The sequence below is a fragment of the uncultured Dokdonia sp. genome (assembly GCF_947492815.1).
GTDB lineage: Bacteria > Bacteroidota > Bacteroidia > Flavobacteriales > Flavobacteriaceae > Dokdonia.
This window is the reverse complement of sequence record NZ_CANLOB010000008.1, coordinates 163,232-178,887: the sequence shown is the minus strand read 5'-3', so window position 1 is coordinate 178,887 and position 15,656 is coordinate 163,232. Positions and strand designations below refer to the sequence as shown.

The window sequence follows — 15,656 nt, the reverse complement described above, 5'->3', positions numbered from 1 at the left end:
ACAATCGTGGGAGAGTAGGTCGCCGCCTTTTTAAGGTCTAATACAATTATGTGTTAGACCTTTTTTTATGCTGTAAAGTCAAGGGAAAAGAGAAACGATACCTTGTTGCTTTATGAAGGAGAGTGCTACATCGAGTGGAGCGTAGAGACATCGCTTTTTTAAGGTCTAATACAATTATGTGTTAGACCTTTCGTTATTACAATCTATTTCTAATACATAAGCGGTGCAACAAAAATAGTCTTTCGCGAAAGCGGAAAATAGAGTAAACGTAGTATGTAAATAGATGATTTCTTTATCTTAATTTGTAGAATTCTCTTTTTTCGATTATGACTTACTGTAAATAATATTTATCTTTCTTGAAAATAAAGCTAGAAAATGACTTCAAGAAAAAAAATACTTCTCTATAACCCTCTTACTGTGTTTTATGATATGCCTCTTGCATTATTGGCAATTGGTACCATATTAGATAAAGAAAAGTATGAAGTCATCATTATAGATGCCCGAATAGAAGATGATGTGGATAGTATGCTTAGCGAACATATAGATGATGCACTTTGTTTCGGAACGACTGTAATTACAGGAAGTCCCATTAAAGATGCACTAGAAATGTCTGAAAAAGTAAAAAAACTAAAACCAGAATTGCCAGTAATATGGGGAGGATGGCACACGTCTCTTTTTGCCTTAGAACCTATGCAAGATCATAGTTATATTGATATTACAGTACAAGGACAAGGGGAGGAAACTTTTAAAGAACTCATTACTTTTTTAGATGAAGGAAAAGATTTAAAAGATGTGAAAGGATTGTCTTTTAGAAATAAGGAAGGAGAATTTATAAAAAATGGACCAAGGCCTATAGCGGCTGTGAATAATTTTGAAAGAGTTAATTACGATTTGATAGATGTAGAGCGTTATTTTGAGAAAAAAGGAAAGAGACAATTTGATTATATATCTTCTGTAGGATGTTTTTTTAGATGTACATTTTGTGCAGATCCTTTTGTCTTTCAAAGAAAGTTCTCTGCAATTTCTTCAGAAAAAATGGGGGAAGAGCTTGAGTATTATCAAAAAAAATACAAATTTACAGATCTTAATTTCCAAGATGAAACCTTTTTTACATATGCAAAAAGGATTAAAGGTTTTGCAGAAGAGCTTATTAAGAGAGACTTGAATATATCTTGGGCAGCAACGATGAGAGCGGATCAAGGAGAAAGACTCACTGATGAAGTATGGAAATTGTGTAAAGAATCAGGATTGAGAAGATTACTTATTGGTGTGGAGTCTGGATCTCAAGAAATGATGGATTGGATGAAAAAAGACGTAAAACTCACACAAGTTTTTTATTGTGCAGAGAAGTGCAAAGAATTAGGGATAGGTGTTATTTTTCCTTTTATAGTTGGTTTCCCAGAAGAATCTGATAAAAGTGTAGCCGAAACTGTTAAGGTCGTAAAACAATTGAGAAGTAAAAGTGATAAGTTTGATACGCCTATTTTCTATTTTAAACCATATCCAGGTTCAGCTATTACTCAGGATGTTGTAAAAAAAGGATATGTATTACCGCAAACAACTAAAGAATGGGCTAAGTTTGATTATATAGGGTCTTCAGGACCTTGGGTTAGTAAGGAAAAAGTGAAATTTTTTGAAGCTTTTAAATTTTACTTAAAACTAGCATACGGACCTAAACACAAACTTTTAGCCTATCCTCTTAGAAAATTAAGTCAATGGCGCTGTGAAAAGGAAAAATTTCACTTTCCAATAGAGAAATTTGTTATAAATACTATTAGACCTAAACAAAGATTATCATAGGTATTATTATAAATGTTAATTTTTGTAAGGTTTATATACCTTATTCTACCTAACTTTATTATAATAGATTTACGTATTACTGCCCTTGAAGAAAACTAATTTAGATACTGCTATACTTGTTTTTGCCCTTTCTCCTGAGGCAGAAAAAGTAAGAAAACCTTTTTTTGCTTTAGAAAAATTAGGAAGTTTACTTCAAAAGGATACCTTAAAAAAGGTACAGGAGACAGGATTTGATTACTATCATTTTGATGAAAGTTTACAGGAAGGCGCTACTTTTGGAGAGCGTATTTCTCAAGCTGCACAGACTATTTTTAATAAGGGATATCATCAGCTACTTATTATAGGAAATGATACGCCAAGTCTTACTTCCCAAATACTTAAAAAAGCTGCATTAGCAATATGTGACCAAAGAGGAGTAGCTGGATTATCAAAAGATGGTGGCTTGTATCTTATAGGCCTTAGTAGAAAGCATTTTGATAAAAAAAGCTTTAAAGAGCTAGCTTGGCAAACTAAAAATTTAAGGAATACATTTTTAGAAAGTTTATCCTCTAAAAATATAAGTACTGTATGTTTACCTATTCTGAATGACATAGATAATTTTAAAGATCTATATACAATTCAATATAAGCCTTTAGGCAGTATTCTAGAATGTATTCGTGCTATTTTAAGAAAATTAGAGAATAACGAGAAGATTAGTTGTTCAAATAATAAGCTATTAATTCGATTTGTTTGTCAAACAATCCTCGGTACTAGAGGATCGCCAGCTACGTTTTTCTTGCAATAACTTCTAAAACAATTTACCAAAGTGATTAAATAGAAGTACGCTTTCGCGAAAGCGTATACTTATTTATGCACTTTTTTATTTCTAATCTTCTAAGAATGAAAAATATATTCTACATTTTTGTAGGGCTACTATCGTGTGCTTTTGCGTACGGACAAGAAACTACTGGGACACTTCAGGGAATACTCGAAGACTCCGATAAATCAGCTATATCTTTTGCTACAATTACCGTAATAGATACTGAAACTAATTATAGATATGGCGTAATTTCTCAAGAAAATGGATTTTATAGTTTTACAAACTTACCTCCTGGTAATTCGTATACAGTTACAGTTTCGTTTTTAGGTTATAAGACTATCAAAGAGCCTTTTGTAGAAATTAATTTGGGGGCAATTACAGTTAAAAATTTTGTACTCATAGAAGAGAATGAAACTTTGGATGAAATAGTACTTACTACCAAAGGACAAAAACAAAAGAATGGAAATGAAACCTTATTAGGGAAAAAAGAATTAAGATCTACACCAACGATCAGTAGAAGTATTCAGGATTTAACTAAGAATTTACCTGAAAATAATTTAAACTCTTTTGGAGGAGCAAGTAATCGTTTTAACAATCTTACTATAGATGGTATTGCTAATAATGATGTGGTAGGATTTCAAGAACCTGCGAGTGGGGCTTCGGGATCTTCTGCAAATGGTTCACCAGGAAGTTTATCACGATCTCAACCTATAGGCTTGGGTGCTGTGAAACAAATTTCAGTAAAGTTAAGTCCTTTTGATGTGAGTTTAGGAAACTTTAATGGCGCTAGTATTAATTTAGTAACTAAAAATGGAACTAATACGACCAAGGGAGAGGCATATGCCTACGGGAACAATCAGGTGTTATTAGGTCGGTTTGCTAATGGAGTAGAACAACAAGTTTCGTCATTTTATGATCTTCAATTTGGAGCAGGTATAGGAGGTGCTATAGTAAAAGATAAACTATTTTATTATGTAAATTTTGAACAAGCACTATCAGATACTCCGGTTTTAAATGCTCCAGGGAGTGAAACATCAGATATTGAAATAGAAGATGTATTAGCTATTAGAGATCGATTAATTAATGAGTATGATTATGATCCAGGTGCTTTTAGAGAAGCATCAATAAAAACAGCAAGTACAAAGTTATTTGCCAGATTAGATTATAACTTGTCAAGAAACCATAAGCTAACATTGAGGAATAATTATGTAAATAGTTATGCTGATAATCTGGAATGGAATAGTACCATTTTTAATTTTGGTAATCAAGGATATCGTCATAATAGTACTGCTAATAGTTTAGCGTTAGAGCTTAAATCAAATTTTAATAATGGAAGTACAAATAAACTTTCTGTTGGATATAATACGGTGAAAGAAAATCGTGAGTTTGATGGACGTGTTTTTCCGCATATTCAGATAGCAACGACTTCAGCTGGGCGAATTTTTGCTGGAACATATAGAGAAGCTTCTGTATATGATACAGATTTTTCTACTTTTCAGATTTCAGATACGTTTACATATTCTAAAAATAGTCATACCATTATTGCAGGTGGTTTTGCTCAATTTAATAACATTGATTATGGCTTTTTATCTGCATGGAATGGGAGGTGGGAATATAGATCTGTAGATGATTTTCTCAATGATACTCCTAGACGAATAAGAGGTGTATATAATGTTATTAATAATGATTTTGATTTTGTAAGTAGTCAGCCTTCAGCGACAGTTAATGTATTAGAAGCTGCTGCCTATATTCAAGATAAGTTTCGTATAAATGATCAATTGACTATTACTGCGGGAATACGTCTTGATGGACAATATTTAACAGATCCATTACCGATTAGTGAAGAAGTTCAAAGTACACCAGCTTTTAGTCAATTTGATAATAAAATATCTGCTGCTCCACAAGTAAATCCAAGGATTGGGTTTAATTACAAAATAGATGAAAATGGGAAATATACCTTACGAGGAGGGACAGGACTATTTTCTGGTCGAATTCCCTATTTATGGTTTGCGTATGCAGAATACATTTCAGGCACTGAATATTTTAATATAGATATTCGACCAGATGAAGCCGTTACGCTTACAGAAAATTTAGGAGCTTTAAGAGAGGTACAACCCAACCTTACTGAGATTAATTTAATCGATACTGATTTTACATTACCTCGAGATTGGAAAACAAATATTGCTTTTCAAGCAAAACTCCCGAAAAAGTGGACTTTAAACTTAGAGGGGACTTATACAGAAGTAGTAAAAGGTATTTTCTTTCAATCTATAAATAGAAGAGAAACACTTGGGAATTTTGAAGGAGCAGATAATCGTCCATACTTTTTAGAAACAGGTGATGACATAAAAATCAATTCTAATTTTACAAATGTTTTTTTATTAACTAATACCGATAAAGGCTATAGATATAATATGACTGCAGGTATTTCTAAAGATATTGGAGGATATAATGGATATGTAGGGTATACCTATGGAGTAAGTAAAGATATTTCAAGTACGGTACGTAATTCCCCAGCAGCTAATTTTGAATGGAATCAAGCTGTTTTTGGTAATAACCCAGGATTATCTTTTTCTAATTTTGATTTAAGACACAAAATAGTAAGTAGTCAATCGTATAGTTTTCAAATTAATTCAAATAATCAAGGATTTGTTTCTTTTTTATATAACGGAAGAGCTGGAAGTCCTTTCTCTTATGTATATCAAGGAGACCTTAATCAAGATGGTTCTTCTAGAAATGATGTGATTTATGTACCTAGAAACGCCTCAGAAATTAATTTGATTGATATTGTAGATGCCAATGGAACTATAGTAACTACAGCAGCTCAGCAATGGGAACGTTTAAATACATTTATTGAAAATGATTCCTATTTAAGAGAGCGTAGAGGACAAATAGCAGAACGTAATGGAGCTCGAACACCATGGAATCATGAGTTAGATATGAAACTAGAATACAAACATAATTTTAAAAATGGACATGCTATCGAGATGTCTTTTGATATGTTGAATGTCTTTAATTTTATTAATAAAGATTGGGGGCAATTAGTATTTGTTCCTAATGTTGTAAATTCAAGTTTTAGCTTACTTAATTTTAGAGGCATTGTAAATAATGAACCACAGTTTCAATTTAATATTCCAGAAGGAACATCTCCCTATGTAACGGATTTACAAAATTCTAGATGGCGAGCACAATTAGGGCTGAAATATCAATTTTAAAATTGTTTGGTTTGTATGTGTGTTTCGACATAGATTCAAGAATAACCAATACAAATAATTTAAAATAATAATAAAATGAAAAATAAATTTTTAAAAAAGTATAGTGTACTTTTATGTGTATTCATGTCAGTAGCTTTATATGGGCAGCAAGCTACATGGATTATTGATAAATCACATTCTTCTATTGGATTTGATATCGATCACTTAGTGATTTCGCAAACTGAAGGTACGTTTAATGAGTATGATGCTATTATTAAATCGGATGCTTCTGATTTTTCTGACGCTACCTTTGATATTACAATTCAAGCCGCAAGTGTAGATACAAAAAACGAACGACGAGATAATCATTTGCGTAATGCCGATTTTTTTGATGTAGAAAAATATCCTACTATAAATTTTAAAGTTACTGAGTTTAAAAAAATAGAAGGGAAAAAGTATAAGGTCATTGGATTGTTTACAATGCATGGTGTGACAAAAGAAGTGGCTTTAGATGCTACTTTTGGAGGGGTGATAACACATTCTAGTTTTGGAACAAGAGCGGGTTTACGCATAACAGGAGAACTTAATAGATATGATTTTGAACTAAAGTATAATGCAGCGATGGAAGCAGGTGGTTATATCTTAGGAGAAGAAGTACGTATAGATTGTCGCTTAGAAATGGTACAACAAGAAAAAGCATAAAGAAATATGTTATATAAACAAAAAGGCTATCTCTCAGAGATAGCCTTTTTGTTTATAGTTGTTTTAAGTATTATATGTTTTTTAAAAAACTTTTTACAGCAGTCCAATATCCTTCACTATCATTAAATTTACTCCATAAAGCTCTTGAACCATGATTTCCTGCAGTTCTTGGAATATATGATTTTTTCGTTTTTGAAGGAATTATATTATACATATGTGACCAAGATTTAACTTCTCCTTTACTGGAAGTAATGAAAGTTGGAATTTGAATAGATTTAGCGCTAGAAGTTATGAAGTTTTTATTTTCAAAATATTCTCCAGGAGAAAATGATAAGACAGCATCTATAGCATTAGGGTTATCTCCAGCATATTTTAAAACAAGTGAAGAAGAGTAAGAGCTTCCCCAAATAATTATTTTCTTAGGATTATATGTTTTTTTTACATAAGCAACAGTGGCTTCTATATCCTGAAAAGCATCTATGTATGTTGTTTTCTTGCCAGCTTTTTTAGCTCTTTTATTAGTTTGATTTTTTATGTCATTGACTTCTCCTCCAGAACGTTGATCTACAGCTAAACAGGTATAGCCAAGTGCATTTAACTTTGGTGCCGTTTCTTTATATTCTCCACGACTCCATCCAGCTTGATGAAAAAGAAGTATGAATGTATCACTGTTTGGTGCTTCATAAAGATCGGCGGTGATTTGTAAACCGTCTTTAGATGGATATTCAATAGTTTCCTGAGCATAGGTTAGAAGACAACTTAAACTCAAAAGGAGGGTATATATAGTTTTCATAAAATAGAATTATAAGAAATAATGATAGGTGTTTCTATAATGTAAGTCTCTATAGCACTATCTTGCTTACAGTACTATGTGGACTTACGATTTAAAAATAATTAATTTTAATGGGTAAACGTTCTTTATCTCAAAAAGTTGTAAGAAATACAAGCTATATACGATCTAAAAGACAGAATCGTTAATTTAACCTATATTTACACCCTAATCATATTTTATGCGTTCTTCAGTAATATCTGCTATCAACAACAACTTAAATAATGCCATTTCTTTAATCGATGCTATAGATACTAATATATATACAGATGTGACTGTAGGTCCTTATTACAGTAGTATTGGTTCTCATATAAGACACGCACTAGATTTTTTCGATTGTATTATAAATGGACTACAGGAGAATGAAATTGATTTAACAGCACGTAAACGAGATGAAATTATTTCTACTAATCCAGAAGCTGCAAAAAATCACATTAGAGAGATACAGCAGCAATTGGTCTCATATACTGATGTGAATACAGATTACTTACTGCATGTTACAGATAATTTGGGACAAGGAAAAGTGACGATTATGTATACTTTAGAAAGCATTTTAGCACAAGCAAATACACATGCTACGCATCATTACGCTATTATAAGTTACATGTTGCAGACGTTACAAGTAGAAGTTGTAATCCCTGGTTTTGGGTATAACCCTTCTACACCAGTTCCTAAAAGAGAAGGGATATAAGTTTACTCATTAAATAGTGCTTTCATTAGCGTTTTAATTCCTTTAAAACCGAAGTAAATAGCTCCAATTAAACAAATAATTCCTATTCCTAATACAGGAATGAAAAATGGATGATCTTGATTTTTAAAAGAAGAATTAAGAATAATAGGGGCTAGAATTAGTAGGACTAATGTACCTCCCATAATTTTGATACCTTTTAAAAGCGTTTCTTTATTCGTGCTCATAATTATCGATTGCATTACGTACACTTCCATGAGTGCGTAGTAATTTATTTGCTATATGTTCTTCTATGTTTAGTGCATTCATAATCATACGTGTTCCTCTTGCAACAAGTTTATCATTACTCAATTGCATATCCACCATTTTATTACCCTTTACTTTACCTAGTTGAATCATCGTTGCGGTAGAAATCATATTCAGTACTAGTTTTTGTGCAGTTCCTGCTTTCATACGAGAGCTTCCCGTTACAAATTCAGGACCTACAATAACTTCTACAGGATAAGTTGCTGTTAATGATAGTGGACTTTTGTGATTACAAGTGATACATCCAGTTCCAATACCTTTTTTATTACAAGCTTCTAATGCTCCAATTACATAAGGTGTTGTTCCAGAGGCGGCGATACCAATCACAAAATCATTTTTAGAAATATTATGAGCTTCTAAATCTTTCCAGCCTTGATCTTTGCTATCCTCTGCAAATTCTACGGCTTTACGAATCGCAATGTCACCACCAGCGATAAGACCTATGACAAGGTCGTGAGAAACACCAAATGTAGGAGGACATTCGGAGGCATCAACAATGCCTAAACGTCCGCTGGTTCCTGCACCAAGATAAAACAAACGACCTCCTTTTTTTAATCGCAGAACAACTTGATGAATGAGTACTTCAATTTGCGGCAAGGCTTTTTCTATGGCTAAAGGAACTGTTTTATCCTCATTATTCATATGCATTAATAGATCTGAAACAGGCATATTTTCTAAGTCATCGTAATGAGAGTCTTGTTCTGTTGTTTTAGTAAAAGCCACGTGTGTTTGTTTTAAGTGTCAAAAATAAGAATTAAAGGTTGACTTTAGGGGGTGTTGCTTAGTACGCTTTCGCGAAAGCGTATAATTGATTTTTAATAAAAATGTATTTACTTGTAAGTTAGTTAGTTATGATCTATTTGAAATTTTAACGTTTCGAGTTGTTATTCTATCTCACTAATGTTAACTTTGTGTTACGTAGTATATGTATTGTCAGTATGAGTAATCTTATAGAAGTTGTTGATTCTCTAGAGTATAGAATTGATACTTTATTAAAACGCCATCAAGCGCTTAAGGAAAGACATGAGCTTTTAGAGATTACTATTGCATCATTAGATGCAGAGAATAAAAATCTCAAGGATACTTTAGATGAAAGGCAAAAAGAGATTAATACACTCAAAGCGGCAAATGCATTACTAGGCAGTAACGATTATAAAAGGGAAACCAAGCTCAAAATAAACACCTTAATTAGAGAGATAGATGCTTGTATGGTATCACTTTCTGAATAAAAGGAAAATTTTATGTCTGAAAAGCTTAAAATTAAATTATCTATAGCAGACCGCGTGTATCCGCTCACTATTCCTGTACAACAAGAGGAAGGGTTGCGTAAAGCTGCAAAAAAAATAGATGCTATGATTAAACAATTTGAGCAAAGTTATGCCGTTAGAGATAAACAGGATGTACTGGCGATGTGTGCCTTACAATTTGCATCTCAGGCAACCCAAAAAAATATAGATAAAAACTCAAATCAAGAAGAAATCTCAAAGCGTTTAGAAGCATTGAGTGCTCTCTTGAATGAGCAATTATAACGTTCTTTACATACAGCATATTACTGCCTGCATTGGTCTTTTTTTGATAAACTCAACAGATATTTTTTTGTAAAGAGTGAATCTGGATTGTAAAAGCGCGCCGTCTTCGTCACGGATTCTTGATCAGTCCTCTAGCTCTAATCCTTTTATTTAGGAGTTTATACAAAATCCCAACTAATGCAGGCTTTTTTTTATACCCTATTTTAGGGAATAACCAACTGAAAAGGTAGTATATACCTTTAATATTAACCATTGTATTACTCTTTGTTAGAAGAGTGTCGATTATAAAAATTGTTTATGGATACAACTATACTCCTAATTATTGTAGGAATTGTTGCTTTGATTATTGGGTTTTTTATAGCAAAACTATTGGAGCGTAATAATGCTTCTCAAGTAGTTAAAAATGCAAGTAAAAGTGCTCAAAATATTATTAAAGAAGCTGAAATAAAGGCAGAATCAACAAAAGAAAAAAAGATATTACAAGCAAAAGAAAAGTTTATAGAACTTAAATCTGAACACGAAAAAGTAATTCTAAACCGAGATAAAAAGATTTCTGAGGCTGAGAAGCGTACCAGAGATAAGGAATCACAAGTAAGTAGTGAGCTTTCAAAAAATAAAAAACTGAATCAAAGCCTTGAAGACAAAGTAAAGGATTATGATAAACGAGTTGCTTATTTAGAAAAGAAACAATCTGAAATTGATAAGATACATAAAAGTAAAGTGCAGCAATTAGAAGTGATTTCTGGACTTTCTGCCGATGTAGCTAAAGAACAACTTGTAGAGTCCCTAAAAGCACAAGCTAAAACAGATGCCATGGCACATATCCAAACGGCTATGGAAGAGGCTAAAATGACAGCAGAGCAAGAAGCTAGAAAGATTGTGATTAATACGATACAACGTATCGGAACTGAAGAGGCTGTAGAAAATTGTGTTTCTGTTTTTAACCTAGAAAGTGACGACGTAAAAGGTCGTATCATAGGAAGGGAAGGAAGAAATATACGTGCTATAGAAGCTGCCACGGGAGTAGAAATTATTGTAGATGATACTCCAGACGCTATTATTTTATCTTGTTTTGATAGTGTGCGTAGAGAGATTGCAAGATTATCATTACATAAATTGGTAACAGATGGGCGTATTCACCCAGCTCGTATTGAAGAAGTAGTTCGTAAGACAACGAGACAAATAGAACAAGAAATTGTAGAAGTTGGAAAACGTACCGTAATAGATCTTGGTATTCATGGATTACATCCAGAATTAATCAAAGCCGTAGGAAGAATGAAATACAGATCTTCTTATGGACAAAATTTATTGCAACATAGTAGAGAAGTAGCAAAACTATGTTCTGTGATGGCAGCAGAGCTTGGTGTAAATCCAAAGCTAGCTCGAAGAGCAGGCTTATTACATGATATAGGAAAAGTACCAGATACAGAAACAGAAACGCCTCACGCAATCTTAGGAATGCAATGGGCAGAAAAGCATGGGGAGAAACCAGATGTTTGTAATGCTATTGGTGCTCACCACGACGAGATAGAGATGACTTCTTTATTATCGCCTATTGTTCAAGTGTGTGATGCTATAAGTGGTGCTCGTCCTGGCGCTAGACGTCAAGTATTAGATTCTTATATACAACGCCTTAAAGACCTTGAAGATATTGCCTTTGGTTTTAGTGGTGTTAAAAAGGCATATGCGATCCAGGCAGGTAGAGAACTTCGTGTAATTGTAGAGAGTGAAAAGGTGAATGATGAAAAAGCAGCAGCACTTTCATTTGAAATATCTCAGAAAATTCAAACAGATATGACGTATCCAGGTCAAGTAAAAGTAACCGTAATACGAGAAACAAGAGCGGTGAATATTGCTAAATAATAGATGCTTTAAAAGAGTAAATAAGTCCTGTATGCATTTTATGTATACAGGATTTTTAATATACAGGAGTTTTGTAAGATATTAATTCTCATTTTGAGATGTACTAAGTATCTTTGCACCACTCAAAATATGACTATGAAATACGCTGAAAATATATTAGGTACAATAGGAGATACACCTATGGTGAAGATGAATGCATTAGTAAAAGATGTACCTGCACTTGTACTTGCAAAATATGAGACCTTTAATCCAGGGAATTCTGTAAAAGACCGTATGGCATTACAGATGATTGAAGATGCAGAAGCAGATGGACGTCTACAACCAGGCGGTACGATCATAGAAGGTACTTCTGGAAACACTGGAATGGGACTTGCACTTGCTGCCATTATTAAAGGGTATAAGATGGTATGCGTAATTTCGGATAAGCAGTCTAAAGAGAAAATGGATATCCTACGTGCTGTTGGAAGTGAGGTCGTTGTATGTCCTACCAATGTAGAACCAGAAGATCCTCGTAGTTATTACTCAGTTTCAAAACGCCTTGCTACAGAAACACCAAATAGTTGGTATGTAAACCAATATGATAATCCTAGTAATGCAAAGGCGCATTATCAAAGTACAGGACCTGAAATTTGGGAGCAAACAGATGGAAAAGTAACACACTTTATTGTAGGTGTAGGTACAGGAGGTACCATTTCTGGAGTAGGAAAATATCTTAAAGAACAAAACCCTAATGTAAAAGTATGGGGAATAGATACCTATGGTTCTGTATTTAAAAAATACCATGAAACAGGAATCTTTGATGAAAATGAAATCTATCCATATATCACAGAAGGAATAGGAGAAGATATCCTTCCTGAAAATGTAAATTTTGATGTCATTGATGGATTCACAAAAGTAACTGATAAAGATGCAGCTGTATATACACGACGCCTAGCTAAAGAGGAAGGAATGTTCTTAGGGAATTCTGCAGGATCTGCCATCAAGGGATTATTACAATTGAATGAAGAAGGAAAATTTGGACCTGACGATGTGGTAGTCGTATTATTTCATGATCATGGTAGTAGGTATGTAGGAAAGATGTTTAATGATGATTGGATGCGTGAGCGTGGTTTCTTAGATGAAGAGATTACTGTAGCGACCGATTTAATCAAAAATCATATTGATAAACCACTCATTACTGTTAAAACAGAAGAGTTAGTTTCACACGCGATCGAGCGTATGCGTACTTTTAAAATATCACAGATTCCTGTTGAAGACACTACAGGTATGGTTGGAAGCGTAGATGAAGCAGATTTATTTAGAGCCTATTTAGAAAATAATGATATTGCTGAGACACCTATTAAAGAAGTAATGGGAGCTCCATACCCAATAGTAACCGCAAAAACACCTATTGAAGAGGTTTCTAAACTAATTACTAAAGAAAATAATGCGGTATTAGTTGATTTAGGAAACGGTAAACATCATATCATCACAAAACATGATATTATAAGCGCGATTTAAGAATCGCTTTCTCCTAAAAACGTTATAGTTGTAGTTGTAAAAAAAATATATTTTCACGTATCTTCACAGGATGCGTGAAGATTTTTTACACTACTTATGGAAATATAAAAAGTTTGCTTTCGCGAAAGCTAAAACAACTAGCAAAACACCTATTACGATTATCAAGCTAGGTGATCATAACAATCTCGCTGGGCCTGATTTTTTTAATGCGCGTCTCGTTATTGGTGATCAGGAGTGGGCTGGTAATGTAGAAATTCATATCAAATCATCAGATTGGTATGCACATGGACATGAAACGGATGCTGCATACAATAACGTAATTCTTCATGTGGTATGGGAGCATGATGTTGATATCTATAGAAGTGATAATACTGCAATTCCTACCTTACAATTAAAGGAGTATGTTACACAAGCGGCATTAGCTAATTACACCACACTTTTTGAAAATCAATCACTGAAATGGATTAATTGTGAAAGCTTCATTTCTGAAGTTCCTGATCCTATTTGGAATCATTGGCAAGAACGTTTGTATTTAGAACGTTTAGAACGTAAAACAGATGCTATAAAAGAAATACTTTCACACACGAATAACGATTGGGAAGGGGTGTTGTTTGTAATGTTATTACGTGCTTTTGGAACAAAAGTCAATGGAGCTTCTTTTCAGTCACTAGCAGAGCATATTGATTTTAGTATTATCAGAAAATGTGCTCAAGAACCCTTTCGCTTAGAGGCATTACTGCTAGGAGCAGGCGGATTATTACCCGAAGATAGTGTAGATAGCTATGTATTGCAATTACAGGGAGAATATGAATTTGTACATCATAAATTTCAATTAGAAACAGAAGGAATACTACCCATTCAGTTTTTTAAATTACGGCCTGATAATTTCCCCACCATCCGACTCTCGCAATTAGCGATGCTATATTACACGATCCCAGGATTATTCCAAAAACTAATGCATGTAGAAACACTATCAGATTTTTATGATATTCTGAAGGTGCAAGCATCAACGTATTGGGATACTCATTATTCATTTTCAACATCGCAAAAAAAGAGAGTAAAAAAACTCTCTAAATCATTTATTGATCTGTTATTGATTAATACTATTATCCCTATAAAATTTGCCTACAGTCAATATATAGGAAAGGAATGCACAGATACTATTTTAGATTTTATAACCGCTATAAAATCTGAACAAAACAGTATTGTAAAAAAGTATAATGAGATTCGCCCTAAAACTGAAAATGCCTTACACTCACAAGCATTGATACAATTGAAAACAACGTATTGTTCTGAGAATAAATGTTTACAATGTGCGGTGGGTAATTGGTTGATTGGGAAGTAATGAGATTGTATTATATCTTTTTTATATAGATACTAGTTGTTTAAGCTTGATTCTATCAGATAGTAGGATGCGCTCTAGCATAAGCAAATAGGACTTGTAGATTTAGATTTGCGATCAAGGCAATCTCCTGCCTGACTTCTCCCTCCGTAGATTCTTTTCATTTTTAACGACTCTAATTTTGAGATGACTTCTTTTTTAAAGATCAATTGTTTAAGATTTTTTACTCTTTTCATGTGGTTTAATATATGGTTTACTTTCAAATATAAATACTTAGTATTATTAAAATATTCATAAACGGTTAACTTAATTTGATACTAAAATAGCTATGTAACTATTTTTATTTGTTAGTTCAAGTGTAGTCAAGAACAGGTTTTGATTATCAGTACTCCTTCGACAAGCTTAGGATACAATAGTCTAAACTCTATTTTCTGAAAGCAAAACGTTTTATACTCTTTTTTCAAACTTTCTCAACGCTTCAAACATATGCCTACATCTAGCTTTGTAGGCGGAACTTCCTTTATGGTAATCATCTTCCATGATACGTTTAAGTTCAGGATGAATCCAATCTATTTCTGTGCCAATTAAGAATAGCGTTGTAAGTGTATAGGCTTTTACCGCTACTTTCTGTTCGGTAATGAGCCAATCAAACCCCGCTTCTGTAATTCGTTCTTTATGTAGTAGCTTTATATGTTTTCGCGTAAGCGGGTCTTTCTTTTTATAATACGATAGTGAAAGGTATTCACAAATCTTAGCGACAGGACGAAGTGCTGAATCTTGATATACCGTATGCATTTTTTCTGTAAAGATGTCTATATATGGAAACAACATTGTAATGTCTGTTTTACAAACAAACTCTAATAACCATCCCGCTCTATTGGAGATAGGATCATTTACTTTAAATAAAATATCCAAAACATGTGGCATCAATTCGGGTGTATTAATTACTAATTGAGCATAATACGCACGTTTTTCCCTACTATGATTTACATAGTTAAGTTCATTGTATAATTCTTTTTGGGTCACAATACTTATTTGTAGGTGTTAAAAATAGGAAATGTATTTTAATAACATTTACCTTAGTAACTCAATCAATGTCATTTT

At 33.1% G+C, this 15,656-nt stretch carries 15 protein-coding genes and 1 other RNA gene; 11 read left to right on the top strand and 5 right to left on the bottom strand.

Translation table 11 applies throughout. The features are described from left to right. Window positions 1-375: 375 nt before the first annotated feature. The 4 genes from Q1A01_RS10465 (at window position 376) to Q1A01_RS10450 (ending at window position 6,495) form a co-directional block, all read left to right on the top strand. Window positions 376-1,800, top strand: a complete 1,425-nt coding sequence (locus Q1A01_RS10465; RefSeq protein ID WP_299680019.1) for a radical SAM protein — start codon at window positions 376-378, stop codon at window positions 1,798-1,800. Window positions 1,801-1,885: 85 nt separating this feature from the next. Further along, window positions 1,886-2,584, top strand: coding sequence for a DUF2064 domain-containing protein (locus Q1A01_RS10460; RefSeq protein WP_299680016.1), 699 nt, complete (start codon window positions 1,886-1,888; stop codon window positions 2,582-2,584). A gap of 95 nt (window positions 2,585-2,679) precedes the next feature. Further along, the gene (locus Q1A01_RS10455) at window positions 2,680-5,814 is read left to right on the top strand and encodes a carboxypeptidase regulatory-like domain-containing protein (RefSeq protein ID WP_299680013.1); all 3,135 of its coding nucleotides are present in this window, start codon (window positions 2,680-2,682) and stop codon (window positions 5,812-5,814) included. Window positions 5,815-5,889: 75 nt separating this feature from the next. Further along, entirely contained in the window at window positions 5,890-6,495 is a 606-nt protein-coding gene (locus Q1A01_RS10450) for a YceI family protein (protein ID WP_299680010.1), read from the top strand. Window positions 6,496-6,565: 70 nt separating this feature from the next. On the opposite strand, the gene Q1A01_RS10445 is transcribed toward Q1A01_RS10450, so the two are convergent. After that, window positions 6,566-7,288 (bottom strand): alpha/beta fold hydrolase, encoded by a 723-nt coding sequence (locus Q1A01_RS10445; protein WP_299680007.1) that lies wholly within the window; start codon window positions 7,286-7,288, stop codon window positions 6,566-6,568. A 217-nt stretch (window positions 7,289-7,505) separates the two neighbouring features. Here Q1A01_RS10445 and Q1A01_RS10440 point away from each other — a divergent pair, with 217 nt between their 5' ends. Then, window positions 7,506-8,015 carry a DinB family protein gene (locus tag Q1A01_RS10440; protein ID WP_299680004.1) on the top strand — a complete coding sequence of 170 codons (510 nt, stop codon included), beginning with the start codon at window positions 7,506-7,508 and terminating at the stop codon, window positions 8,013-8,015. A gap of 2 nt (window positions 8,016-8,017) precedes the next feature. Here Q1A01_RS10440 and Q1A01_RS10435 read toward each other — a convergent pair whose 3' ends face one another. Both Q1A01_RS10435 and murQ read right to left on the bottom strand, forming a co-directional pair. After that, window positions 8,018-8,239, bottom strand: coding sequence for a DUF6095 family protein (locus Q1A01_RS10435; RefSeq protein ID WP_299680001.1), 222 nt, complete (start codon window positions 8,237-8,239; stop codon window positions 8,018-8,020). Next, entirely contained in the window at window positions 8,226-9,041 is an 816-nt protein-coding gene (gene murQ / locus Q1A01_RS10430; protein ID WP_299679998.1) for an N-acetylmuramic acid 6-phosphate etherase, read from the bottom strand. The genes Q1A01_RS10435 and murQ overlap by 14 nt, the downstream gene beginning before the upstream one ends. 215 nt (window positions 9,042-9,256) lie before the next feature. On the opposite strand from murQ, the gene Q1A01_RS10425 reads away from it, so the two are divergent. From Q1A01_RS10425 to Q1A01_RS10400, 6 genes are all read left to right on the top strand, one after another. After that, window positions 9,257-9,547, top strand: coding sequence for a hypothetical protein (locus tag Q1A01_RS10425; RefSeq protein ID WP_299679995.1), 291 nt, complete (start codon window positions 9,257-9,259; stop codon window positions 9,545-9,547). Window positions 9,548-9,559: 12 nt separating this feature from the next. Further along, on the top strand, window positions 9,560-9,847 hold the full coding sequence (locus tag Q1A01_RS10420) for a cell division protein ZapA (RefSeq protein WP_299679992.1): 288 nt from the start codon (window positions 9,560-9,562) through the stop codon (window positions 9,845-9,847). A gap of 50 nt (window positions 9,848-9,897) precedes the next feature. Further along, window positions 9,898-10,007: non-coding RNA, 6S RNA (ssrS, locus tag Q1A01_RS10415), on the top strand. A 137-nt stretch (window positions 10,008-10,144) separates the two neighbouring features. Next, window positions 10,145-11,710: a ribonuclease Y gene (gene rny, locus Q1A01_RS10410; protein ID WP_299679989.1), complete on the top strand. Its 1,566-nt coding sequence runs from the start codon at window positions 10,145-10,147 to the stop codon at window positions 11,708-11,710. A 135-nt stretch (window positions 11,711-11,845) separates the two neighbouring features. Beyond that, the gene (locus Q1A01_RS10405) at window positions 11,846-13,210 is read left to right on the top strand and encodes a pyridoxal-phosphate dependent enzyme (RefSeq protein WP_299679986.1); all 1,365 of its coding nucleotides are present in this window, start codon (window positions 11,846-11,848) and stop codon (window positions 13,208-13,210) included. 70 nt (window positions 13,211-13,280) lie between these two features. Continuing rightward, on the top strand, window positions 13,281-14,555 hold the full coding sequence (locus Q1A01_RS10400; protein ID WP_299679983.1) for a DUF2851 family protein: 1,275 nt from the start codon (window positions 13,281-13,283) through the stop codon (window positions 14,553-14,555). A gap of 74 nt (window positions 14,556-14,629) precedes the next feature. On the opposite strand, the gene Q1A01_RS10395 is transcribed toward Q1A01_RS10400, so the two are convergent. Continuing rightward, complete coding sequence (locus Q1A01_RS10395) at window positions 14,630-14,788, bottom strand: class I lanthipeptide (RefSeq protein ID WP_299679980.1); 159 nt, start codon at window positions 14,786-14,788, stop codon at window positions 14,630-14,632. A gap of 211 nt (window positions 14,789-14,999) precedes the next feature. Beyond that, window positions 15,000-15,578: an adenylosuccinate lyase gene (locus tag Q1A01_RS10390; protein WP_299679977.1), complete on the bottom strand. Its 579-nt coding sequence runs from the start codon at window positions 15,576-15,578 to the stop codon at window positions 15,000-15,002. Window positions 15,579-15,656: the final 78 nt, after the last annotated feature.